Source organism: Pseudomonas capeferrum (assembly GCF_000731675.1).
Taxonomy (GTDB): domain Bacteria; phylum Pseudomonadota; class Gammaproteobacteria; order Pseudomonadales; family Pseudomonadaceae; genus Aquipseudomonas; species Aquipseudomonas capeferrum.
Map to the genome: position 1 here is coordinate 2,457,069 of NZ_JMIT01000001.1, position 22,043 is coordinate 2,479,111.

A 22,043-nucleotide genomic window follows, 5' to 3' on the forward strand; every position below is an offset into this window, starting at 1 on the left:
GCCTATGCCTGATCAGTGAACAGCAGGCTGCCGGCTTCACTCAGGCTTTGTGCAAGCTTCAGCGCTGTTTCCGACGGGAGCTGGCGAATCACTTCACCTGATTGGGTGGCGATCACCTTGACCACAACCTGCCCCGTGGAATCATCAATGGAAAAGTCCAGCTGACGCTGGCTCGACTGGACGAAATCACGAATCTCGCCAACCGCCTTCTCCAGGTCTTCGCGCGAGTGCGGCTGACTGTCGGGGGCAGCAGCAGCCTCCTGCACTTTGGCAGGCACTACCGGGTCCCGGTCAGCGACTGGCGCCTGGGGTAACACAGACGGATACACCTGGCTCAGCTTGACATTCATGTCCATGTTTCGAACTCCTCATGCCAAAAAGGGTGAAAGGGCACGTAAACGCGCCCTTTCACCCTTTACTCAGGCGCCTGAATTACTGAAGCAGTTTCAGGACCGAAGATGGCAGCTGGTTAGCCTGCGACAGGATCGCAGTCGAAGCCTGCTGCAGGGTCTGCTGCTTGGTCAGCTCGGCAGTTTCCGAAGCGAAGTCCACGTCCTGCACGGTGGAGCGGGCAGCGGTGGAGTTCTTCTGGATGTTCTGCAGGTTGTCGACGGTGGTTTGCAGACGGTTCTGGGTAGCACCCAGGCCCGAACGGACGCTGTCGATCGAACCGATGGCCTTGTCGATAACGGCCAGAGCGTTCTGAGCGTTGACGGCGTCGGTAACATCGGTATCAGCGATGGTGGTTTTATCCGAGGACTTGGACGCCGCGCCGAACAGGTCAGTAGCACCCGTACCGGTTGCACCGTCAGCGACCGAGTAACCTTTGGCGGAGTCCAGAGAAATCTGGCCAGTGATAGTCGATTTGTCGTTAAGGGTAGCGGAAAGCGTGGTCAGAGTACCTGGGAAATCACCGCTGCCGTTGCGCGCACCCACCGAGATGGCGTCTGCGCCAGCTTTGGAGGTGAAGGCCAGGTTCTCGCCAGTGTCCGACTTGACCGACAGGCTCTTGGTCGATTCGTCATAGTTGACGCTGATACCCAGCTTGGCGGCGTTGGACTTCAACTGATCAGCCAGGCTTGCGGTGTCCTTAACACCGATGAAGCTGACGGTGCTACCGCCTACAGTCAGGTCGAAGTTGGCTGGAGTAGCTGCAGCGCCACTGGCAACAGCCAGTTTGACTTCGGTGCTGGCAGTAGCAGTCAGGCCACCGATCGAGCCATTGAGTTTGGCAGCGATGTCTTTGGCCGAGGAGCCGGCATCGTAGCTGACGGTTTTGCTCTGACCGTTGCCAGTGACAACCAGATCGGCTGCGGCGACGCCGCTGGCGCTTGGCGAGATAGTGCCCGACTTGATCTGCTGCGAGCCGATGCTCTTGGCGGAAACGTTGTCCAGGGCCAGGTTGATGGTTTCGTTGGCGTTGGCGCCGACCTGGATGGCCTTGGTGCCGTAGGAACCGTCCAGCAGCTTCTGGCCACCGAAGGTGGTGGTTTCCGAGATACGGTTCAGCTCAGCGGTCAGCGCCTGGTATTCGTCGTTGTTCGACTTACGGTCGTCGGCGCTCAGGGAGCCAGTAGCCGAGGACAGAGCCAGGGTACGCATTTTTTGCAGGATGTCGGTCGAAGCCTGCATCGCACCTTCAGCGGTCTGGGCGATCGAGATACCGTCGTTGGCGTTCTTCACAGCCTGGCCCAGGCCATTGATCTGGCTGGTCAGACGGTTGGCGATCTGCAGGCCAGCAGCGTCGTCTTTAGCGCTGTTGATACGCAGACCCGAGGACAGACGCTGCATCGAAGTGGTCTGAGCGTTGCTAGCCTTGGTCAGGTTGCCCTGAGTAGTGATCGACGCAATGTTGGTGTTTACAGTTAAAGCCATGACGAAATCCTCGTTGGATGGGTACTGCGGCTTCCGGCCTTGGCAACCGCCGGCTTGGCCTAGAGAACCTTCGTAATAGTTATCGTCGGGTGCGCGGGTTGCTTGAGGGCTTTTTCGAAAAAAAAATACTGGCAAGCGGCCACCCTCGGAAAATCAAGGGCTTAAGGGCATTTTATTGGCGTCAAAAACCTTATGAAATGCGCCAGATAACGGCTTGCAACACCACCACGAGAGCGGTTTTCCTGCAGGCATAAAAAAAGCGCCAGGCGGTGGCCGCCGGGCGCTTTTTTGGGGTCTGCGAGCATTCAGTCGCGATACAGGATGGCCGAACCCCACGACAAGCCCACACCAAAGCCGCTGATCGCCACACGCTTCCAGCTGCCGTCAAGCATGTGCTTCTGCAACAGCAGCGGCACGCTGGAGGACACGGTGTTGCCGGTTTCCAGCATGTCCTTGACGAACTTCTCCGGGTGTTGCTCTTCGAAGCGCCGGGCCACGGCATCGACAATCGCCGCACTGCCCTGGTGAATACAGAAGGCGTCGATATCCGCCGACGTCAGGCCACTGGCATCCAGCAGTTCGTGCAGGTGCGCCGGCACCTTGACCAAGGCAAAGTTGAACACCTGGCGGCCGTTCATGAAGAACTTGCCGTCAGTGACTTTAAGGTGCTCGGCACCGGAGCCGTCAGTACCGAAACGCGCTTGACCCAGGTTCCACACCGCGTTTTCACCCATCCAGGTGGCGGTGGCGGCGTCGCCGAACAGCATGGTGGTGTTGCGGTCTTCCGGGTCGACGATCTTCGAATACGGGTCGGCGGTGATCAGCAAGCCGTTCTTCAGCCCTGCCGCTTCCATGAAGCCTTTGATCGCATACAAGCCATACACATAGCCGGAACAGCCCAGCGACACGTCGAACGCCGCCACGCGGGTAGACAGGCCAAGTTTGCTCTGGACGATGGCAGCGGTGTGCGGCAGGCCCTCTTCATCACCATTCTGCGTGACCACGATCAGCGCATCGATCGACTGCGGATCAAGGTCAGGGTTGCTGGCGAACAGGGCCTGGGCGGCCTCTACGCACAGGTCGGAGGTTTCCTGCTCTTCGGCCTTGCGCGGCAAGAACGACGCGCCGATCTTGCCGAACATGAACTCTTCGTCCTTGCCGAACTTCGCACCCTGGACATAGTTGTCCAGGCCAGCGGTGGGCACGTAACTCGCGATGCTTTTGATGCCAATCATTCTGGCTTCCCAATGAAAACAGCCAAAGACCACCACTCGATGAATTGAGGGCGCCAAATACCGGAGCGTCACCGCCAAGGGTTGAAAGCAGAGCTCGCCTGCGCACCGGTAACAAAATGCTGCAACAGCTGCTGCATAGAATACAGGGAAGATGAGCGTTTTGACTCATTGGTCACATTGAAATGCTACGAAAGCCGTGCGCCGGGCGTGGAGACTGAGGAATTCGAGGAGTGACCAGGCAGGCACAGATCCCCGTAGGAGCGGCCTTGCGTCGCGAATGGGGCGCGTAGCGGCCCCAGGTTCTGTGGCGCAGCAAAAATCGCCGGGGCCGCTACGCGCCCCTTTCGCGACGCAAGGTCGCTCCTACAAGGATTGTGCGAGCCTGTAGGGGCAGCAGCGGATCAGAGCTTGTTGAACAGGCTCAACTGGGAAATGCGCGAGAAAGCCAGCTGCGAGGCTTCGAGCATGGCTTGCTGCAAGGTCAGCGTAATCGCAGCCTGCGACATGTCCGTGTTGCCGATGGCGTTCTGGGTGGTCTTGTTGGCCAGGCCCAGGCTGGTGTTCTCCTGGCGCTGGATCTCCAGCGAGTTGCCCCGGGCACCGATCGAACCGCGGGTGACATCGACCTGCTCACGGGCGCTGGCCAGGTTGGCGATGGCCGAAGCCGCAGCATCCTTCAGCGAGTTGGCCTGGCCTGTGCCCGTGACCGGCGTATCCAGCGCAGCGCGCAGCTGGCTGAGGGTTTCCAGTACGTTCTGGTTCTGGTGAGTGTTGGCGGTAACGGCAAACTGGTCACCCGCCTCCGGCGAACCGGAAACCTGGTAGGTCACACCCGCCACCGTCAAGGCTGGCGCCGTGAACGTACCGGTAGCCACAGGCTTGCTGTCAGCCGTCAATGGCTGCGCGTAGAACTCGTAGCTGCCGGGCCCGGTGAACTTGATCACCGCACCGTTACTGGGGAACGTGCTGCGGTAGGCCGCCTCGTCGCTTACGGTGCTGCTGGTGACCTGGGCGCTGGAAGTGTTGCCGGCGCTGCGGGTGGTGTTGAACGAATCCGGCCGCGCCGCCAGGGAAAACTCGCGCCCCGCCACCGAAGCGTCGGCATCGGCGCCCTCTTCCAGCGTGACCGTGATTTCGAACTCGACGCCACGCAAGGCGATGCGGTTGGCGCCTTCGGTGTTACTGTCGAAGTGACCGTTGGTGGCGGTTTCAGCGGTGATATCGCGGCCAGTGCTGTCGGTGATCACGTACTGGGTCGCACTGGTGAAGGTCAGCTTGTAGGGCTGGCCTGCAGTGAAGTTGTTGTTATAGCTGCTGCTCGAGGTCATCAAGCCTGGCGACACCCCGACCACGCCATCGTCGGTGGCCGGCACCAAGAGCGTCGACTGGGTGCGGCTCTTGTTGCTGGCCGAGTCGAATACGCTGAAGCCGGTATCGTTGGTCGCCAGGTTCAGGGTGTCGGACACCTGCAGGCTCAGCTGGGTCTGGTCACCGTGGTAGCTGTAGGTGCCGTCGGAGTTGCGCACATAGGGTGGCGAAGTGCTCTTGGAGCCGCCGAACATGTAGTCGCCATTGGCATCGCGCGAGTTCAGCAGGCCGAAGATGTTGGCTTCGATCTCTTTGAGCTCGGTGCTGATGGCCACCCGGTCGGAGTCGGTGACCCCAGGCCCACCCGCACGGATCGCCAGTTCACTGGCGCGCTGCATGGCGTCGTTGACGGTGGAGAGCACGCTCTCCTCCTGCAGCAGTGCATTGCTCACCGTATTGATGTTGCCGCCGTACTGGTCCAGCAGTGCCTGCTGTTGTTGCAGCAGCAGCAGGCGCGCTGCGCCGACCGGGTCATCGGCCGCCGTCTGGATACGGATACCCGAGGTGACCTGGTCGTTGGTCTTGTTCATGCCAGAGAAATTCTTGGAGTAGCTAGTGGCGCTGGACTCGTAGAACTGAGCAGTGGAAATACGCACGAGAGTCTACTCCTTACAAAGCATTGATCAGGGTGCTGAAGGTTTCTTGCGCCGCCTTGATGATCTGCGACGACGCCGTGTAGTAATGCTGGAACTTCACAAGGCTCGCCGCCTCGTCATCGAGGTTGACCCCGGAAACCGCGCTGCGGCTCTCGCTGGCGGACTTGATGACCGCCTCGGTCGCGGTGGTGTCGATGGCAGCCTGACTGGCCTTGGCGCCCACACGCTCGACCAGCGAGGCATAGGCCGAGGTGAAGCTGGTGCCGCCACCAGACCCGGTGTTCACCGTCGACTTGGTCTGCAGGTCGAGCAGTGCCGTGGCATTGCGGTTGTCTGCCTTGCCGTCGGCGTTGAACGACAGGGTAAAGCTGTCATTCGCCGCCGGGCTGCCGCCGATCGTGGTTTCGACACTGAAGGTGCGCGGGTTGCCGCTGCCATCGAGGATTGGATTACCCGCCGCATCGAGCATGGGTACGGCCACGGCCAGTTTGTTGTCCTGGCCAGGCACCACGCTGCCGGTGCCGATCTGAGTGCCCTTGGCATCGAACAGCTTGTAGCCCTGGGAGCCACCGCTGGCGGCGTCGAACACCACGCGTACCGGCATCGAGTTGCGAATCGACTGCTGGATCAACGCGGTATCGGCACCGCCGTAGATGTCCAGCGATTCGCCCAGGGTAGGCTGGGTGATGGTGCCGGTGCCGCTGTTGCCGCTACCCGCTGCGGCGCTGATCGGCCCGGCGAACGCCAACTTGTTGGCATCGGTCAGGGCAGTGGTGATGCTGCCTGCCGCCGCACGGGTCGGGATCACCTTGAAGCTGTCACCTGCCGCCAGGCCGCCGCCCTTGAGCGCCAGGCTGAAGCCGTCGATCACCGGTGCCGGGTCGGCATTGAGGTCGAAGCTGCCCATGTCGGTGCCGTCGGAGCGGCGCACGCTGTACTGGTTGGCGCTGGTGAACTTCACCTCGTAGTCGTAGGTGGTCAGCGCGCCACTGTCGGCAATGCTCACATTCAGGTTGCCAGACCCTGCACTGTTGTTCGACGACGCCAGGCTGCGCTGGGCGATGGCGGTAGCGCTGTTGATGCTGGAGAACAGCGAACTGCCGAACTGGCCATTGGCATCCAGGCCCTGGCCCAGCTGGCTGTTGATGCTGTCAGCCACTACCAGGGCGACGCGGCCGAGCTCGTTCATCGACGGCGTCAGCACGTCCTGACGGTAGCGCAGCAGGCCGCCGATCGCGCCACCGCTCACCACCGAGGTCACGTCAGAGCTGAACGACTCATAGTTGATGCGCAGGCTGGCCTGGCTCTTGTCGGCAACCCCCGGCTGCACCGACAGGGTGTTGGCCTTGTTGCCGGTGACCAGCGACTGGCCGCTGCCCAGGTAGACGTCGTAGTTGCCGTCGCGCTCCTGCACGGTCACGCCGACCAGCTCGTTGAGCTGGCGAACCGCTTCGCTGCGCGCATCCAGCAGGCTGTTGGGGGTATTGCCGGTGGCCGTCGCTGCAGAGATCTGCTTGTTGTACTCGGCGATGTTGGCCGTGAGCTTGTTGACCTGCCCCGCCATGGTATCGAGCTGCGAGTTGATCGTTTCGTTCTGCTGGGTGAGCTGGTTGGACACCGCGTTGAAGCGGTTGCTCAAGGTCTGCGCCTGGGTCAGCAGCAACTGCCGCGAAGCAACGTCGCCGGGCTTGGCCGCCGCCGTCTGCAAGGCCGAGAAGAACGCGGTAAGGACCGAACTGATACCGGTGTCGCGGTCAGCCAGCAGCTTGTCGACGCTAGTGATCTGGTCCTGGAACGCGACCGAGTCGGCCTGCAGCGAGGTGGCGGTCTGCAGCTGGTTGTCCAGGTAAGCGCTGTAGATACGGCGCACGTCCGACAGCGTAGTACCGGTACCGAGAAAGCCCGCGCCGATGTTATGCGAGGCCCCTGCGGCCTGGATCGTCTGCTGGCGCGAATAGCCACTGGTGGCGGCGTTGGCGATGTTGTTACTGGTAACCGACAATGCCGCCTGGCTGGCACTCAGGCCACTCAGGCCGATCGAAATCAGGCTCGACATGATTTAGTCCTTTTATAGATTCGTGGTTCTGCCAGCCATGGCGTATTGAGGGGTTGCTTGCATTTGCTGGGCGATGCTGATGATCTTCTTCGCATAGCCCGGGTCAGTCGCATAACCTGCCTTTTGCAGCTCTCTTGCAAACTGCTCAGGGTTATCGGCCGCGTCCAGCGCACCTTGATAGCGGGAATTGCCCTGCAACAGATTCACCAGGTCATGGAAGCTGTCCTGGTAGGAATCGTACGAGCGGAACGCCGCCGTTTCCTTGACGAATTGGCCATCACGGAATTCGCTGGTGATCGCCCTCGCCTGCTCGCCCTGCCAGTTGCCACTGGCCTTGATGCCGAACAGGTTGTGGCTGCTGCTGCCATCGGTGTTGCGCATGACCGACTTGCCCCAGCCCGTTTCCAGCGCCGCCTGGGCCACCAGGTAGCGCGGGTCGATACCGATGCGCTTGGCGGCCTGCTCGGCCATCGGCAGCATGGTCGCCACGAACGTGTCGCTGTCGCTGAAGGCTTTGTTCGGCGCCAGCGGCGGCTGGGCCACGGCACGCCCGACAATGCGCAGGCCGTTTTCCGGCACGGCAAAGGCCTTGGCCACTTGCTGGCCGTCACGGGCCGGCACGGCGGCGCCGTTGCTGGTCGCGGCCGACGGCACGATGCCGGCCAGCAGGCGGTCGGTGAGCTTGCTCGGCAGCGCCAGGCGCCGCGCATTGAGGGCCGCGACGTCGTTGCGGGTGGCACCCGACTCGGTGGCATGCACCGGCTCAGCCACCTTGTTGCCCCACAGCGCCGGGCCACTGCCCTCGCCGCGCGCAAACGGGCTGCTGGCGCCTGCCGTGCTCTTGCTCTTGGTCAACTGGCGCACCAGCACGTCCTGCAGGCCGATACCGCCCCCCTCGCGAGACATGCTCACAGCCAGCTGCTGGTCATACATATCGCGGTACTGCTTGACCGTCTCGGTGTTCATCGGGTTGTCGGCGGCCAGCACATCGCTTGCCTTGCGCGAGGCCTTGAGCATTTCGCTGATGAACAGCGATTCGAACTCCTGGGCCACCTTGCGCACGTTGGCTTCGCTGTCGCGGTCGCCGTGCTTGAGCGAGTTCAGGCGGTTGAGGTCGGTGTAGGCGCCGCTGTCGACGCTGCCGGATACCAGGTTTTTGCTGTTCATCCTGCGTCCTCAGATCACGATCAGGTCGGCTTGCAAGGCGCCGGCCTGTTTCAGGGCTTCGAGGATCGCCATCAGGTCGCTGGGCGCCGCGCCAACCTGGTTCACCGCGCGGACGATTTCATCCAGCGTGGTCCCCGGACCGAACTTGAACATCGGCTTGGCTTCCTGCTCGGCGTTGACCCGCGAGCGTGGCACCACGGCAGTCTGGCCATTGGAGAACGGCCCCGGCTGGCTGACGATCGGGTCTTCGGTAATGGTCACGGTCAGGCTGCCGTGGGTCACCGCAGCCGGCGACACCTTGACGTTCTGGCCAATGACGATGGTGCCGGTACGCGAGTTGATGATGACTTTCGCCACCGCCTGGCCCGGGTCGATCTCGAGGTTTTCCAGGATCGACAGGTAATCCACCCGCTGGCTTGGGTCCATCGGCGCACTGACACGTACCGAGCCACCGTCCAAGGCCTGGGCGACGCCCGGGCCGAGCAGTTCGTTGACCTTGTCGACGATGCGCTTGGCGGTGGTGAAGTCTGGGCGGTTGAGGTTCAGGGTCAGGCTGTTGCCCTGGTTGAACCCGCTCGGCACGGCCCGCTCGACGCTGGCGCCCCCCGGGATACGCCCGGCCGACGGAACGTTGACGGTGATCTTCGAGCCATCGCGGCCTTCGGCATCGAAGCCGCCGACCACCAGGTTGCCCTGGGCGATCGCGTAGACGTTGCCGTCGATACCCTTGAGCGGGGTCAGCAGCAGGCTGCCGCCGCGCAGGCTCTTGGAGTTACCGATCGACGAAACGGTGATGTCCACCACCTGGCCGGGTTTGGCGAAGGCGGGCAGGTCGGCATGCACCGACACCGCAGCGACGTTTTTCAACTGCACGTTGCCGGAACCGGCCGGCACCTTGATGCCGAACTGCGACAGCATGTTGTTGAAGGTCTGCAGGGTGAACGGCGTCTGGGTGGTCTGGTCACCCGTGCCGTTGAGCCCCACCACCAGGCCATAGCCGATCAACTGGTTGGAACGCACGCCAGAGATGCTGGCGATGTCCTTCAAGCGCTCGGCCTGGGCCGCGAAGGCACAGGACAGGAGCAGGGTTGCGGCAATCAGCTGCCTCACGTTGAACATGGTCATCCGTACTCAGAAAGGCCAAAGCGGGCTGATGAAGAAGCGGTCCAGCCACCCGGGCTGGCTGGCATCGGCAAACGAGCCAGTCCCCGAATAGGTGATGCGCGCATCGGCCACGCGGGTGGACGGCACGGTGTTGTCGGTGGCGATGTCGTCGGCGCGGATCATGCCGGCAATGCGCACCAGCTCTTCGCCGGTGTTCAGGGTCAGCCACTTCTCGCCGCGCACGGCGATGATGCCGTTGGGCAGCACTTCGGCCACGGTCACGGTGATCGAACCGGTCAGGGTGTTGCCCTGGGTGGCCTTGCTGTCGCCCTTGGTGGCACGTTCGCCGCTGTAGCCGGCCTCCAGCGAAAGGTCACCGCCGCCGAACGGGTTGTTGGTGTTGGGTGTGCTGCCGAACAACGAGCTGAGGCCGATGTCGGCCTTGCTGTTTTTCTGGATCTGCGAACCGGCGTTCTTGCTGGCCGAGGTGCGCTCGTTGAGGGTGATGGTGATGATGTCACCGACCCGGAACGCCTTGCGGTCGCTGTACAGGTTCTGCTCGAAACCGGCCTGGTAGATCGAACCGTTGTTGGCCGCCGACGGCAACGGGGTGCGCGGCAACACCGGCGCATAGTACGGGTCGTTGGGCTTGGGCGTCGGCGCGACGCAACCTGCCAGCAACACCGCCCCCCCCAGGGCGAAGACGGACAACAGACGATTCATGACGCTACCTCACGGTGTAACTGGGCTACGTGGATCAGGTTCAGGGTGTTACAGCTGCTGGGTGACGAACGACAGCATCTGGTCGGCGGTGGAGATGACCTTGGAGTTCATCTCGTAGGCACGCTGGGTGGTGATCATGTTCACCAACTCTTCCACGGTGCTGACGTTGGAGTTTTCCAAGGTCTGCTGCAGGGTGGTGCCGAAGCCGTTCAGGCCTGGGGTACCGACTTGCGGCGCACCGCTGGCGGCGGTTTCCAGGAACAGGTTGTCGCCGATTGCCTGCAGGCCGGTCGGGTTGATGAAGTCAGCGGTCTGGATGTTGCCGATGACCTGGGCCGCCGGGTTGCCGGCAGTGGTGATCGACACGGTGCCATCCTGGCCGACGGTGAAGGTCTGCGCGTCGTTCGGCACGACCACCGCAGGCTCCAGGGCAAAACCGTTGGCCGTGACGATCTGGCCATCGGAGTTCAGGTGGAAGGTGCCGTCACGGGTGTAGGAAACCGTGCCATCGGGCTGCAGAATCTGGAAGAAGCCACGGCCGTTGACCGCCATGTCCAGCGGGTTTTCGGTGGTCTGCAGGCTGCCGGCGGTGAAGTTCTTCTGGGTGCCGACAATGCGCACACCGGTACCCACTTGCAGGCCCGAAGGCAGCTCGCTGTCCTGGGTCGACTGGGCGCCAGGCTGACGCTTGATCTGGTAGAGCAGGTCCTGGAACTCGGCGCGATCACGTTTGAAGCCGGTGGTCGAGACGTTGGCCAGGTTGTTGGAAATGACCGTCAGGTTGGTGTCCTGGGCGGACAGGCCGGTTTTAGCGACCCAAAGAGCCGGAAGCATGCTGTTCTCCTCGTGCGCCTGTTTTACGGCACCCGTTCAAATGTGATTAGCCGATTTGCAAAACACGCGCCATGGCTTCGTCGCCTTCCTTGGCCGTGTTCATCATCTTGACGTGCAGCTCGAACTGACGGGACAACGCCAGCACCGAGGTCATTTCCTCGACGGCGTTGACGTTGCTGCCTTCCAGGAAGCCCGACACCACGCGCACATTGACGTCGGCGTCGGCCGGTTGGCCATTGCTGGTATGGATCATGCCGTCCAGGCCCTTGGTCAGGCCTTTGGTGTCGGGGTTGACCAGCTTGATACGGTCGACCTCGGCCATTACCCGCGGGTCTTCACCCATGGCGCGGATGCTGATGGTGCCGTCGGCGCCCACTTCAACCTTCTGCTCCGGGGGGATGGCAATCGGGCCACCGTTGCCGATCACCGGCATGCCGTTGCCGGCACGCAGCACGCCCAGGGCATCGATGTTCAGGCTGCCGGTGCGCACGTAGGCTTCGCTGCCGTCCGGGGCCTGCACGGCGATGAAGCCCTTGCCGGTCACGGTGACGTCCAGCTCGCGACCGGTCTCGATCATCGGGCCTTCGCTGAAGTCAGTGGCCGGGCGCTCGGTCATGGCAAAGGCGCGCGCCGGAAAGCTGTCGCCAAACACCGGCATCGAGCGCGCCTGTTCCAGGTCGCGCTGGAAGCCGTTGGTGGAAATGTTCGCCAGGTTGTTGGCATGGGCCTTCTGCGCCAGCGCGTTCTGGCTGGCGCCGGTCATGGCCACGTAAAGCATCTTGTCCACAGCATCTCCTCTGCGCGTACCTGCCGCGCTGTCACTGGCGAGCATCAAGCAATAATCGAACCAGCTTTAAAGCCCCTTGAATTGGGGCTTTCCACGCACCGGTGTCAGGGAAGTGTCAGTTTGTCGGCGTATTCAGGCCAACGGTAGCCGGCTGCCCGTCAATAGTCCCGGCAGCCTGCATTGTTGTAAGGCCCTGAAAAGCGGGCCCAGCCCGACCCTGGGTTGTTCGCCGAGCACATATAGCGCCCGGTGGCAAGACTTTGCCAGAGATAGAAAGGAGCCGGTGCAGCGTAAGCCGCCATAGCAACTCCCAGCACAGACACAAGGGCTAGAACCCACAGCTTTTTCATATCGCACTCCTGCCCAGGCCAGGGTTTGTGCCAAACCCAATCGCCACCCAACGCTCACCATCAGGTCATCTGGATGATGGTCTGCATGATGGTGCTCTCAGTGGAGATGGTCTTGGCGTTCGCCTGGTAATTGCTCTGCGCTTTGATCAGGTTGACCAACTCGCCAGTCAAGTCAACGTTGGAATCTTCCAGCGCACCACCGGCGATCTGGCCGAGGGTGCCGGTATCTGGCGCGCCGATGACCGGCACACCCGATGCGTAGGACTCTTTCCAACTGGTGCCGCCGATCGGAGTCAGGCCCTGCAAGTTGGCGAAGTTGGCAATGGCTACTTGGCCGATCACTTTGTTCTGGCCGTTAGTGAAGTTGGCGAACAAGAAGCCACCTTGATCCACGGTCAAGCCGGACAGTTCACCCGTGGCGAAACCGTCTTGTGTCTTGGCAGTGACCGCAGACGCTGCGTTGTACTGGGTAGTACCGAGCATGTCCAAGTTAACCCCGCCGTCATGTGCGGTAGCACCATTGGCAGCCCAAGCGCCTGCAGCGTTTTTCTGTGCTGGAACCCACCCGTCGAGAGTGAAGGTCTTGTTGGCGGCGATGGTCATGCCGCCCGCCACCGGGCCTGCGGTCATCGCGGCAGTATCCAGGGTGCCGTCGGTCTTGAATGGCAGTTTGTTGACCAGCGCCGTGGTGGACGTCGGGTCAGCCGGATTGCGACCATCAACAGTGCTGTACATGGTCCATGAGTTGCTGGCGGCATCTTTGACGAAGTACTGGTTCAGCTGGTGCGCATTGCCCTGACTGTCATAAACATCAGTGTTGAACGTGAAGTTGTAGGTCTTGACATTGGTCGGGTCAAACGGCGTCTCGGTCGGCGCGGCGGCGCTGGAGTTGAGGTTGACGGTTTCGGCAATACGCCCGGTCGGGTTCGGCGTCAGGTTGGAGGTATCGATTTGCAGATCGGTGAGCACGCCCTGAATGACCTTGCCGTTTTCATCCACCGCATAGCCTTGCAGATTGCCGCCCGACGCGCTGACCACATAGCCTTCCTTGTCGCTGTAGAACGCGCCGGCACGGGTATAGATCTTCGAGCCATTGTCACTGAGGGCGAAGAAGCCGTTGCCATCGATGGCCAAGTCCAGCGCTTGGCCAGTGGCATTGATGTTGCCCGGGGTGAATAGCTGCGAAACAGCGGCAGTCTTCACACCGCTGCCGATGGCATTCTTGCCGCTGCTGGTACCGCGGATGGAGTTGGAATACTGATCGGCGAACTCGGCGCGCGACGATTTGAAGCCAGTGGTGGCGACGTTGGCAATGTTGTTGCCGGTAACGTTCAGGGCCTTGTTTGCTGCATAGAGGCCGCTAAGGCCGATATTGAAAGACATGTGCTACTCCTGTCGTTGGGTTAGGCCCTAAATGCCAATGCTTTGAACTTTGGAAAGCGCGATACTGCCCAGCCCGGCGAGGTTGAGCGTCATTTCCGCGCCATTGCTACCCATGGTCACGCTGGTGACCGTGGCCGGCAGGTTGGTCGTCATGGCCGTGGCCTTGCCATCGATGCTGGCAGTGGCCTTGAAGGTGTAAGTGCCCTCCGCCAGTACCTCGCCATCCTCACCCTTGCCATCCCAGGTGAAGTCAGTCTTGCCCGCAGCCTTGGTACCCAGGTCCAGGGTGCGCACCAGCTTGTCGTCCTTGTCGTAGATACCGACGGACGTGGCGGTGCTCGAAGAGGTCAGGTTGACCGAGCCTTTGAGCTCCTTGCTGGTGTCGACCACGGCCTTGTCGGTCTGGACGATCACGTTGCGCCCAACCAGCGACGAGGCCTGCAAGGCCTGGGACGACTGGAACGAACCGGCGATGTAGTTCACCGTTTCGTTGAGCGTCTGCATGCTTTCAAGGCTGCTGAACTGCGCCAGCTGCGCCACGAACTCGCCGTTTTCCTGCGGGTCGAGCGGGTTCTGGTTTTTCATCTGCGTTACCAGCAACTGCAGGAACGCATCCTTGCCCAGCGCACTGCCGGCAGCGCCGGTGCTGCTGTCGGTCTTGCTGGTCTGCTTTTGCAGCGAGGTCAGGTACGCGCTGCCGACGTCACTGGTGGAATTGGTCGTGGTCATGTCGGCTTCCTATCACTGACCCAAGGTCAAGACTTTCTGCATCATGCTTTTGGCGGTGTTCATCAGCTCGGCGTTGGTCTGGAACGCACGGCTGGCAGAGATCATGTCAGCCATCTCCTCGACCACGTTGACGTTCGGGTAGTAGACGTAGCCGTCCTTGTTCGCCGCCGGATGGTTGGGCTCGTAGCGCGCTTCCAGGTTGCTCTGGTCTTCGACGATACCTTTGACCTGCACGCCCTGCCCGGCTTCGCCCTGGTCCTCGAACAGCGACTGGCTGGTACCGCCTTGCGCGTCCTGGAAGGTGGTGGCGAATACCGGATGGCGTGCGCGGTAGGTCTGGTCGATGCTCGACGACACGGTCTCGGCGTTGGCGATGTTCGAGGCCACGGTGTTGAGGCGAGTGTTTTGCGCGCTCATGCCGCTGCCGGCAATGTTGAAGACACTGGATAGGGACATGGTTACTCTCCGCGCAGGGCCGAAACCAGCCCTTTGAATTTACTGTTGAGCAAGGTGAAGCTGGCCTGGAAACCGATGGCGTTTTCCGTGTAGTTCGATTGCTCGATCTGGGCGTCCACGGTGTTCTGGTCGATCGACGGCTGCAGCGGCGTGCGGTACTTGAGCGCCTCGTCGCTAAGGGCCAGGCCATCGGCCTCGATGTGCCGGCTGTTGGTCCGGTCCAGAGCGAAGCGGCCGCTTTGCTGTTTTTCACTTTCGGCGGCGAGCACCGAGGAGAAGTCCATGTCACGCGCCTTGTAGTTGGGCGTGTCGGCGTTGGCGATGTTGTTGGCCAGCACTTCGGCGCGCTGGGCGCGGAAGTCCAGGGCCTTTTCGTGAATGCCAAGCGCCTTGTCGAAGCTGATGCTCATGTCGGGGAAACCTTCGAAGGTTGACCGGAGTGTCGTTGAGCAAGGCATAGCAAGGGCTGTGCCAACCAGCGGAAAGGCCCGGAAATACGGGCTAGTAAGACGGAATGCTGTCAGGGTGATGCCAGAAAAGCGGCAAAGGTCTTCCGCTTGAAGGGGCGCAAGCGGCAATTGCCGGTCGGCATGGGCGGCAAAACAAAAAATTGACGTGCTTGGCGATAGCGGTGTGGCGCCTATGAGACCGAGCGCCGCGCGGGCGGCGCTCGATCTCATAGGCGCCACAACCCTCAAGGCAAACCCTACTTGGCCTGGTAGATAATCCCCGGGCTGCACTGCACCATCTGGTAATGGTCCGGCAACCCGTTCAGCGCCTCGGAGGCGCCAAGGAACAGGTACCCGCCCGGCTTGAGGGTGCTGTGGATACGCAGCAGGATGTCTTTCTTCACCTGGGCCGAAAAGTAGATCAACACGTTGCGACAGAACACGACGTCGAACTTGCCCAAGCTCGCGTAACTGTCGAGCAGGTTGAACGAGCGGAACTCGACGCGGCTGCGAATGGCCGGCTTGATCGCGTAACGCCCCGCCCCCTTGGGGTCGAAGTAGCGCTGCAGGCGCTCCTGCGATAGGCCGCGGGCAATCGCCAGGCTGTCGTATTCGCCGGTCTTGCAGTTGGTCAGCATGGTCCCGGACAGGTCGGTCGCGACAATCTGCGCGCCCATCTTCAACTGGCCCAGGTTGCTGCGCTCGAACTCATCGATAGCCATCGAGATCGAGTACGGCTCCTGCCCCGACGAGCAGGCCGCCGACCACATGCGCAGGCGCTGGCCCGGGTTGTTCTTGATGAACTCGGGGATGACCTTGTTCTTCAGCACCTCGAACGGGTAGGTATCACGGAACCACAGGGTCTCGTTGGTCGTCATCGCGTCGACCACCTGTTCGCGCAAACCGCTGCGCGGCTGGGTCTGGATGCGCTGCACCAGCTCGCCCAGGCTCTTGATACCTTGTTGCTCCATCAGCTTGTTGAGACGGCTGGAGACCAGGTACTGCTTATTCTCGCCCAGCAGGATGCCACAGGCTTTCTCCAGGAAGACCCGGAACTGTTCGAAATCCAAATTACCCGTAGACACTACTGCCGCCTCTTTTCAATCGCTGGTGCCGGGAGCGGGCTCCCGGCTGCTTCAATGTGTTGCCTTGATCCGGTCGACCACGCGCTGCGCCAGGTCGTCCGGTTTGAACTTGGCCAGGAAATCATCGGCGCCGACTTTCTTGACCATCGCCTGGTTGAATACCCCGGACAGCGAAGTATGCAGGACGATGTGCAATTTTTGCATGCGCGGATCGCTGCGGATCTCCGCGGTCAGCGTGTAACCGTCCATTTCTGGCATTTCAATGTCCGAGATCATCATCAGGAACTCTTCCTCCGGCCTTTTGCCCTCCTCCACCAATTGCCGGAGGTAGTTGAGCGCCTGGCGGCCATCGTTGAGCGCCACCACTTCGACGCCGACGGTTTGCAGGCAGCGGCTGACCTGCTTGCGCGCCACCGACGAATCGTCGACGGTCAACACCCGCAGCAACACGGCCTTGTCCTGCACCTCGGCATCGACCACACCGGCAGACACCTGCTCGGACGACGGCGCCACTTCGGCCAGCACCTTTTCCACGTCGATGATCTCGACCATGCGGTTATCCACCCGGGTGACCGCAGTCAAGTAGTGGTCACGGCCGGTGCCCTTGGGTGGCGGATGGATTTCTTCCCAGTTCATGTTGACGATGCGCTCGACCGAGTGCACCAGAAAGCCCTGGGTCTTGGTGTTGTACTCGGTGATGATCACAAAACTGTTGCGCGTGTCCTCCTGCAGTGGCGCCAAACCAGTAGCCATCGACAGGTCGAGGATCGGGATGGTCGCCCCGCGAATGTTGGCCACGCCGCGCACCACCGGGTGGGACTTGGGCAGCACGGTCAGCGCAGGGCACTGCAGCACCTCCCTGACCTTGAACACGTTGATGCCGTAGAGCTGGCCGCCATTGAGGCGAAACAGCAACAATTCCAGGCGATTCTGCCCCACCAGCTGTGTGCGCTGGTTGACCGAATCCATAACACCCGCCATGCCAGACTCCTTTACGTTTCAGCCTTTCGTTGCAAATCAGGTACCGAGTCGGCACGGGCTTTGCTTTTTTGAGCGCCATGTACACGAAAACGACATTTTTCCGACGATTGACGCACCTGCTGACTGGCTCGCTGGCCACGCTGTGCCTGCTGGCGCCCGGCGTTCGCACGCTGGCGGACGCGTTTACCTTGCCTGAACAGCTTATCGGTGTCACCCAAGGGTTTCTTGAATTCACCGTAGAAGATTATCTGGCCACCACCCAAACCGTCGGCCGTTACGAGATCCAGGTCAGCACCCTCGACCCGCGCTTGCGCATGCCATTGTGCAGCCAGCCGCTGGACGCTTCGCTGGAAAGCCCCGCGCAGCCACTGGGACGGGTCACGGTGCGGGTGCGTTGCGACAGTGCGGCACCGTGGACCGTGTTTGTGCCGGCAACGGTGCGGCTGTTTCGCGATGTGGTGGTGGTCACCCGCCCGCTCAAGCGTGACAACGTGGTCGGCGAAGGTGACGTGGCCCTGCGCGAGCGTGATGTCGGCACCCTCGGCCAGGGCTTTCTCAGCGAGCTGGACCAGGCGGTGGGCATGAAGATGCTGCGCCCTACGGTCATCGACCAGGTGCTCACCCCGCAGCACCTTGAGCAAGCCGAAGTGGTGCGCAAGGGCGACCACGTGGTGATCATCGCCCGCAGCGGCAGCCTGAGCGTGCGCATGCCAGGCGAAGCGCTGAGCAAGGGTGGCCTGAGTGAACAGATCCGGGTGCGCAACCTCAACTCTAAACGGGTGATCAAGGCCCGGGTGACCGGCCCCGGCCAGGTCGAGGTGACGATGTAGCAGGATTGCGCTGGCAGTGTGGAACCGCTTTTCCTAAACTGTGTCAGAACACGGGTTCGCGAGCTTGCTGACAGGCGGCTATGCATTTGTGCCTAAAGTTTCTTTCGGGTTGGCCGAAAACAAGGCAAGCGTCCAAATACCCAGGGGTTTCTGATCATGGTCATCGACTTCAGTCGTTTGAATAACTCTCCGTCCGTCACGGGCGGCGTTCGCGGCAATGCCGCGCCCGGCACCGCCGAAAAGCCCGGCGCGAGCCAGGAAGCGCCTAAAAGCACCAGCGCCAGCGGAGAAGCCGTACACCTCAGCCAAGAGGCACAGCAGTTGCAAAAGATCAGCGACACGCTGCGCGAACAGCCCGTGGTCAACAGTGCCCGCGTGGCCGAGTTGAAACAGGCGATCGCCGATGGCAGCTACCAGGTCGATGCCGGCCGGGTCGCCAGCAAACTGCTCGATTTCGAAGCCCAGCGCTGACCGTTCGGCGCGCTGACTTCACGGACGCTTAACAAAGCCAAGAGTTAGCCATGCACGACACCACCTTGCTGCAACTGATCGAAGATGACATCGCCCCGATGCAGGAACTGCTCGACCTCCTTCATAAAGAAGCGGTCGCCCTGCATGGCCGCGAGATGGCGCTGCTGGAACAGATCCTGGCCCGCAAGCAGTCATTGATCATCTTGCTCGAGCAGCATGGGCAGCGGCGCAGCCAGTTGCTCACCGGCCTCGGCCTTAGCGCCGACCGCGCCGGTGTGCAGGCAGTGGCAGCGCAGTCGCAGCATGGCGAAACAATGCTGCAACGGCTCGATATGCTCTCGCAACTGATGGACACCTGCCAGCAGATCAACGAGACCAACGGGCGCATCATCCAAGTGCAGCAACACGTCACCAACAACCAGATCAGAATCCTCATGGGTGGCGATTCTCCGTCGCTCTACGACAGCCGTGGCGGCACCTCGCTGCTGGCCAAGCCGCGCGCCCTCAGCCAAGTGTGATACTTCTATCAAGGCACGGAACATACTGGCAAAATGCCGTTACTTGCGTGTGTCGTTTTTGCCTGGAGATTGATTAGCCGTGTTCAATGAAGCCGATGCCCCGCAGCCGCCGAAGGTGCTGAGTACACCTTTGGAGATCGCAGCCAACCTGCGACAGCTGCAGGAAAGCCATGACCCCCTGATCATCACCTTCCATGATCGCAACCAGCGGTTCCAGAGCTACGTGGTGAATGTTGACCGCGACAGCAATACCCTGGCGCTGGACGAAATGATCCCCCGCGACGGCGAAAAATTCATCGAGAACGGCGAACCGTTCCGCGTCGAAGGCTTCCACGATGGCGTGCGCATCGCCTGGGAATGCACTGCCCCGCTGACCATCAGCGAAGTCGACGGCCACCGCTGCTACCGCGGCGCGATGCCGGAAGAAATGACCTACCACCAGCGCCGCAACGCCTTTCGCGCTGCGTTGAAGCTGTCGCAGCTGGTCGATGTCATCCTCGACGGCACCCACCTCAAAGGCAACGGTGCCCTGCGCGGCAAGCTGCTGGACATCTCTGCCACCGGCTGCAAGCTGCGCTTCGAAGGCAACGTCGAGGACCGCCTGCAACTGGGCCAGGTGTACGAGCGCTTCAAGGCCGGCAACCCGCTGGGCCTGATCGACACCATGGTCGAGCTGCGCCACCTGCACTTCGAGGAGCGTATCAACACCACCTTCGCCGGCGTGCGCTTTCATAACCTCAACGGCCAGGCGCAACGCAAGATCGAAAGCTTCGTCTACCAGTTGCAGCGTGAAGCGCGACGGTTCGATAAAGACGACTATTGAGGTCATCGCCTGATGCGCCAACGCCACCCAAACGGGTGGCGTTTTTGTTGGCGCCATTACCGACCTTGCATGCGGGCAACCGGGTTTGCTGACCAGCAAGGTTTCCCGCTTACCGCTGTTTTGTCGGCTGCTTAATGTGGTTTTGTACCGCCCGGCTGGGCGGGTCAGAGGAGCAGACAGCGCATGATTCGTTCCACATTTACCGCAGAATTGCATAGCCAGTTTGGCCGGATCGGGGTGGTTGATACACCTTATTGGGCCTATCCGCCTTTTGCTGCAAACCAGGACGGCTGGTTGTGTACCGATGACGAACGAGGTGATTCAGTCAGTTTCAAACCGCTCACATTCAAATTCACCTTCATCGAAGAAACGGCGAACCGCCTCATTTATCGAATCAACAGCACCGCAGACGCCAAGTTCAATAACGCAAGGCTTGAGCAAAACAGCAACGGCTGGCTGGGTATGTATGGGTACGGGCTGACACATGAGCTCACCAGCGGACTCAATCCTTCGGTGCTCCTGAACAAGGCCCCCTTCTTCCAGGATCAATGGAAGATTGAATTACTCGACAAATGGGACGGCAACCTGACGGGCGCCGAAGACGTCGAGTTTTACTTACGTGACAAAGACGGCCATCGGGTCTCGCAGGTTCTGTCGGTCTACAAAGACCGATTCGAGACACTCCGTCACTGGTTCTTGCACGCAGGCACCAAGGACGGAACGATACTGAAATTCCACCTGCACGCCATCAAGGTGTTGTGATCGGCGGTGAGTCACCGCGACGCCCAGCGACGGATACGGCTCATTCGGCCTTCAACGCTGGGCGGCCTGACCTCACACAGACTTGTCGACTTCAGGTTGCGCCTTGGCTTCGCGCTCTACCGAGCCTTGGTCCGCTTCCGTATCCTCCGCCGCCACCGGCGCCTGCATCACATCCTGCACCGTCTGCTCATCGACCCGTGGGTCGAGCGCTGCCGACAACGGCGAACCGGCCGCCGGCATTGCCACGTGGCCCAGCGGCGCGTCCTGCACCTGGTGCAGCCCGGTGACCGCTTTCGGCCGAATGCGCCACACCAGCACCAGCGCGAAGAACGTGAAGAACGCATACAGCATCTGCGCGCCCAGCACTTTCATCAATACGCCCGCCGCCAGAGGGCCGATACAAGCGCCCACACCATAAGTGACCAGCAGCATGGCGGTCAGCGAGACCCGCCGCTCGCTCTCCACGTGGTCATTGGAGAACGCAACTGCCAAGGGGTACAGGCAGAACTGCAATAATGAAATGACAAAGCCGATACCGAACAGCAACTCCAGCGGCACGCTGGGCAAGAGGGCCAGCGGCGCAGAGGCCACCGCCAGGCCCACGGCAGCACTGCGGATCAGTAACGCGCGGTCGTAGCGGTCGGACAGCCAGCCCAACGGCCACTGCACCAGCAGCCCGGCAAAGATGCAGCTACCCATGAACAGACCGATCTGCTCGGTGGACAGCCCCTGATTGGAAGCGTACAGCGGCGCCAAGCCGTAGAACGAACCGACGATCAGGCCCGAACCGAGCACCGTGCTCAACGACTGCGGCACCCGCTTGATGAAGAACTTCGGCTCCATCGGGGCCGGGCGCAAAGGCGCCGGGTGAATGCGCCGGGTCATCGCCACCGGCACCAGGCACAGGGCGAAGCACATGGCGACCAGCATCAGCAGTTCAGGGCCGAGCTCGGGGTGCACCACCAGAATCAGCTGGCCGAGCACCAACCCCAGGTAAGAGGCGATCATGTAGCCACTGAATACCGCACCGCGGTGCTTGGCATCGGCCTGTTCGTTGAGCCAGCTTTCGATGACCATGTACTGGCACATCATCCCCAGGCCGACCACCATCCGCAGCCCGACCCAGGCCGGCAACCAATTGGTCATGCCATGGCCGAGCACCGCCGCGCAGACGATACCGGCGCAGGTGGCATACGCGCGAATGTGCCCTACCCGGCCGATCAGCCGGTGGCCGACCTTGCCGCCCACGGCCAAGCCGAAGTAGTTGGCCGCCATCAACGCACCGACCCACAAGCTGTCGACATGGTCGGCCGCCAGGCGCAGTGCCAGGTAGGTACTGAGCAGGCCTGAGCCGATAAGCATCATCAAGGCAGCGAAATACAGCGACTGAAACGGCTTCCAGATGTTTCGCATACGTCCCGTCGGGCTCCTTGGTCAGGTGGCGTTGGCCTGGCAAGCATA

At 61.5% G+C, this 22,043-nt stretch carries 23 protein-coding genes; 5 read left to right on the forward strand and 18 right to left on the reverse strand.

What is annotated here, in order from left to right; all coding sequences use genetic code 11:
* Positions 1-2 precede the first annotated feature (2 nt).
* The 17 genes from PC358_RS10960 to PC358_RS11035 form a co-directional block, all read right to left on the reverse strand.
* Positions 3-356, reverse strand: a complete 354-nt coding sequence (locus PC358_RS10960) for a flagellar protein FlaG (RefSeq protein WP_033699500.1) — start codon at positions 354-356, stop codon at positions 3-5.
* 76 nt (positions 357-432) lie between these two features.
* A complete protein-coding gene (locus PC358_RS10965; protein ID WP_033699502.1) occupies positions 433-1,875 on the reverse strand; it encodes a flagellin N-terminal helical domain-containing protein in 1,443 nt (480 codons plus the stop codon).
* Positions 1,876-2,180: 305 nt separating this feature from the next.
* Entirely contained in the window at positions 2,181-3,110 is a 930-nt protein-coding gene (locus PC358_RS10970) for a ketoacyl-ACP synthase III (protein WP_033699503.1), read from the reverse strand.
* A gap of 401 nt (positions 3,111-3,511) precedes the next feature.
* Positions 3,512-5,074 carry a flagellar hook-associated protein 3 gene (locus tag PC358_RS10975; RefSeq protein WP_033699504.1) on the reverse strand — a complete coding sequence of 521 codons (1,563 nt, stop codon included), beginning with the start codon at positions 5,072-5,074 and terminating at the stop codon, positions 3,512-3,514.
* A gap of 13 nt (positions 5,075-5,087) precedes the next feature.
* A complete protein-coding gene (gene flgK, locus PC358_RS10980; protein ID WP_033699506.1) occupies positions 5,088-7,130 on the reverse strand; it encodes a flagellar hook-associated protein FlgK in 2,043 nt (680 codons plus the stop codon).
* Between the two features lie 12 nt (positions 7,131-7,142).
* The gene (flgJ, locus tag PC358_RS10985) at positions 7,143-8,297 is read right to left on the reverse strand and encodes a flagellar assembly peptidoglycan hydrolase FlgJ (RefSeq protein ID WP_033699507.1); all 1,155 of its coding nucleotides are present in this window, start codon (positions 8,295-8,297) and stop codon (positions 7,143-7,145) included.
* A gap of 9 nt (positions 8,298-8,306) precedes the next feature.
* Positions 8,307-9,416 (reverse strand): flagellar basal body P-ring protein FlgI, encoded by a 1,110-nt coding sequence (locus PC358_RS10990; RefSeq protein ID WP_033700185.1) that lies wholly within the window; start codon positions 9,414-9,416, stop codon positions 8,307-8,309.
* A 12-nt stretch (positions 9,417-9,428) separates the two neighbouring features.
* Positions 9,429-10,124, reverse strand: a complete 696-nt coding sequence (flgH, locus tag PC358_RS10995) for a flagellar basal body L-ring protein FlgH (protein WP_033699509.1) — start codon at positions 10,122-10,124, stop codon at positions 9,429-9,431.
* 48 nt (positions 10,125-10,172) lie between these two features.
* Positions 10,173-10,958 (reverse strand): flagellar basal-body rod protein FlgG, encoded by a 786-nt coding sequence (gene flgG / locus PC358_RS11000; RefSeq protein ID WP_033699511.1) that lies wholly within the window; start codon positions 10,956-10,958, stop codon positions 10,173-10,175.
* Positions 10,959-11,004: 46 nt separating this feature from the next.
* Positions 11,005-11,745 (reverse strand): flagellar basal body rod protein FlgF, encoded by a 741-nt coding sequence (locus PC358_RS11005; RefSeq protein ID WP_033699512.1) that lies wholly within the window; start codon positions 11,743-11,745, stop codon positions 11,005-11,007.
* A 158-nt stretch (positions 11,746-11,903) separates the two neighbouring features.
* Positions 11,904-12,095 (reverse strand): hypothetical protein, encoded by a 192-nt coding sequence (locus tag PC358_RS28125; RefSeq protein ID WP_077068494.1) that lies wholly within the window; start codon positions 12,093-12,095, stop codon positions 11,904-11,906.
* A gap of 60 nt (positions 12,096-12,155) precedes the next feature.
* Positions 12,156-13,478: a flagellar hook protein FlgE gene (gene flgE / locus PC358_RS11010; RefSeq protein WP_033699514.1), complete on the reverse strand. Its 1,323-nt coding sequence runs from the start codon at positions 13,476-13,478 to the stop codon at positions 12,156-12,158.
* Positions 13,479-13,505: 27 nt separating this feature from the next.
* A complete protein-coding gene (gene flgD, locus PC358_RS11015; RefSeq protein WP_033699516.1) occupies positions 13,506-14,207 on the reverse strand; it encodes a flagellar hook assembly protein FlgD in 702 nt (233 codons plus the stop codon).
* A 12-nt stretch (positions 14,208-14,219) separates the two neighbouring features.
* Complete coding sequence (gene flgC, locus PC358_RS11020; RefSeq protein ID WP_033699519.1) at positions 14,220-14,663, reverse strand: flagellar basal body rod protein FlgC; 444 nt, start codon at positions 14,661-14,663, stop codon at positions 14,220-14,222.
* Between the two features lie 2 nt (positions 14,664-14,665).
* On the reverse strand, positions 14,666-15,073 hold the full coding sequence (gene flgB, locus PC358_RS11025; RefSeq protein ID WP_033699522.1) for a flagellar basal body rod protein FlgB: 408 nt from the start codon (positions 15,071-15,073) through the stop codon (positions 14,666-14,668).
* Positions 15,074-15,369: 296 nt separating this feature from the next.
* The gene (gene cheR / locus PC358_RS11030) at positions 15,370-16,197 is read right to left on the reverse strand and encodes a protein-glutamate O-methyltransferase CheR (protein ID WP_033699524.1); all 828 of its coding nucleotides are present in this window, start codon (positions 16,195-16,197) and stop codon (positions 15,370-15,372) included.
* A 51-nt stretch (positions 16,198-16,248) separates the two neighbouring features.
* The gene (locus PC358_RS11035) at positions 16,249-17,178 is read right to left on the reverse strand and encodes a chemotaxis protein CheV (protein ID WP_033699526.1); all 930 of its coding nucleotides are present in this window, start codon (positions 17,176-17,178) and stop codon (positions 16,249-16,251) included.
* 77 nt (positions 17,179-17,255) lie between these two features.
* Here PC358_RS11035 and flgA point away from each other — a divergent pair, with 77 nt between their 5' ends.
* The 5 genes from flgA to PC358_RS11060 all read left to right on the forward strand — a co-directional run bounded on the left by flgA (position 17,256) and on the right by PC358_RS11060 (position 20,582).
* The gene (gene flgA, locus PC358_RS11040) at positions 17,256-18,008 is read left to right on the forward strand and encodes a flagellar basal body P-ring formation chaperone FlgA (protein ID WP_033699528.1); all 753 of its coding nucleotides are present in this window, start codon (positions 17,256-17,258) and stop codon (positions 18,006-18,008) included.
* 156 nt (positions 18,009-18,164) lie between these two features.
* Complete coding sequence (gene flgM / locus PC358_RS11045; protein ID WP_033699529.1) at positions 18,165-18,479, forward strand: flagellar biosynthesis anti-sigma factor FlgM; 315 nt, start codon at positions 18,165-18,167, stop codon at positions 18,477-18,479.
* Positions 18,480-18,529: 50 nt separating this feature from the next.
* On the forward strand, positions 18,530-18,997 hold the full coding sequence (locus tag PC358_RS11050) for a flagella synthesis protein FlgN (protein ID WP_033699531.1): 468 nt from the start codon (positions 18,530-18,532) through the stop codon (positions 18,995-18,997).
* 79 nt (positions 18,998-19,076) lie between these two features.
* Positions 19,077-19,820 (forward strand): flagellar brake protein, encoded by a 744-nt coding sequence (locus tag PC358_RS11055; RefSeq protein WP_033699532.1) that lies wholly within the window; start codon positions 19,077-19,079, stop codon positions 19,818-19,820.
* A gap of 183 nt (positions 19,821-20,003) precedes the next feature.
* Entirely contained in the window at positions 20,004-20,582 is a 579-nt protein-coding gene (locus tag PC358_RS11060) for a hypothetical protein (protein WP_033699533.1), read from the forward strand.
* Between the two features lie 72 nt (positions 20,583-20,654).
* Here PC358_RS11060 and PC358_RS11065 read toward each other — a convergent pair whose 3' ends face one another.
* Positions 20,655-21,995, reverse strand: coding sequence for an MFS transporter (locus PC358_RS11065; RefSeq protein ID WP_033699534.1), 1,341 nt, complete (start codon positions 21,993-21,995; stop codon positions 20,655-20,657).
* Positions 21,996-22,043: the final 48 nt, after the last annotated feature.

What these genes read in the sequence shown, in the direction of transcription:
- PC358_RS10960 (WP_033699500.1), bottom strand. Translation starts at nt 356, where the DNA reads ATGGACATGAATGTCAAGCTGAGCCAGGTGTATCCGTCTGTGTTACCC.
- PC358_RS10965 (WP_033699502.1), bottom strand. Translation starts at nt 1,875, where the DNA reads ATGGCTTTAACTGTAAACACCAACATTGCGTCGATCACTACTCAGGGC.
- PC358_RS10970 (WP_033699503.1), bottom strand. Translation starts at nt 3,110, where the DNA reads ATGATTGGCATCAAAAGCATCGCGAGTTACGTGCCCACCGCTGGCCTG.
- flgK (WP_033699506.1), bottom strand. Translation starts at nt 7,130, where the DNA reads ATGTCGAGCCTGATTTCGATCGGCCTGAGTGGCCTGAGTGCCAGCCAG.
- flgJ (WP_033699507.1), bottom strand. Translation starts at nt 8,297, where the DNA reads ATGAACAGCAAAAACCTGGTATCCGGCAGCGTCGACAGCGGCGCCTAC.
- PC358_RS10990 (WP_033700185.1), bottom strand. Translation starts at nt 9,416, where the DNA reads ATGTTCAACGTGAGGCAGCTGATTGCCGCAACCCTGCTCCTGTCCTGT.
- flgH (WP_033699509.1), bottom strand. Translation starts at nt 10,124, where the DNA reads ATGAATCGTCTGTTGTCCGTCTTCGCCCTGGGGGGGGCGGTGTTGCTG.
- flgG (WP_033699511.1), bottom strand. Translation starts at nt 10,958, where the DNA reads ATGCTTCCGGCTCTTTGGGTCGCTAAAACCGGCCTGTCCGCCCAGGAC.
- PC358_RS28125 (WP_077068494.1), bottom strand. Translation starts at nt 12,095, where the DNA reads ATGAAAAAGCTGTGGGTTCTAGCCCTTGTGTCTGTGCTGGGAGTTGCT.
- flgE (WP_033699514.1), bottom strand. Translation starts at nt 13,478, where the DNA reads ATGTCTTTCAATATCGGCCTTAGCGGCCTCTATGCAGCAAACAAGGCC.
- flgD (WP_033699516.1), bottom strand. Translation starts at nt 14,207, where the DNA reads ATGACCACGACCAATTCCACCAGTGACGTCGGCAGCGCGTACCTGACC.
- flgC (WP_033699519.1), bottom strand. Translation starts at nt 14,663, where the DNA reads ATGTCCCTATCCAGTGTCTTCAACATTGCCGGCAGCGGCATGAGCGCG.
- flgB (WP_033699522.1), bottom strand. Translation starts at nt 15,073, where the DNA reads ATGAGCATCAGCTTCGACAAGGCGCTTGGCATTCACGAAAAGGCCCTG.
- PC358_RS11035 (WP_033699526.1), bottom strand. Translation starts at nt 17,178, where the DNA reads ATGGCGGGTGTTATGGATTCGGTCAACCAGCGCACACAGCTGGTGGGG.
- flgA (WP_033699528.1), top strand. Translation starts at nt 17,256, where the DNA reads ATGTACACGAAAACGACATTTTTCCGACGATTGACGCACCTGCTGACT.
- flgM (WP_033699529.1), top strand. Translation starts at nt 18,165, where the DNA reads ATGGTCATCGACTTCAGTCGTTTGAATAACTCTCCGTCCGTCACGGGC.
- PC358_RS11050 (WP_033699531.1), top strand. Translation starts at nt 18,530, where the DNA reads ATGCACGACACCACCTTGCTGCAACTGATCGAAGATGACATCGCCCCG.
- PC358_RS11060 (WP_033699533.1), top strand. Translation starts at nt 20,004, where the DNA reads ATGATTCGTTCCACATTTACCGCAGAATTGCATAGCCAGTTTGGCCGG.
- PC358_RS11065 (WP_033699534.1), bottom strand. Translation starts at nt 21,995, where the DNA reads ATGCGAAACATCTGGAAGCCGTTTCAGTCGCTGTATTTCGCTGCCTTG.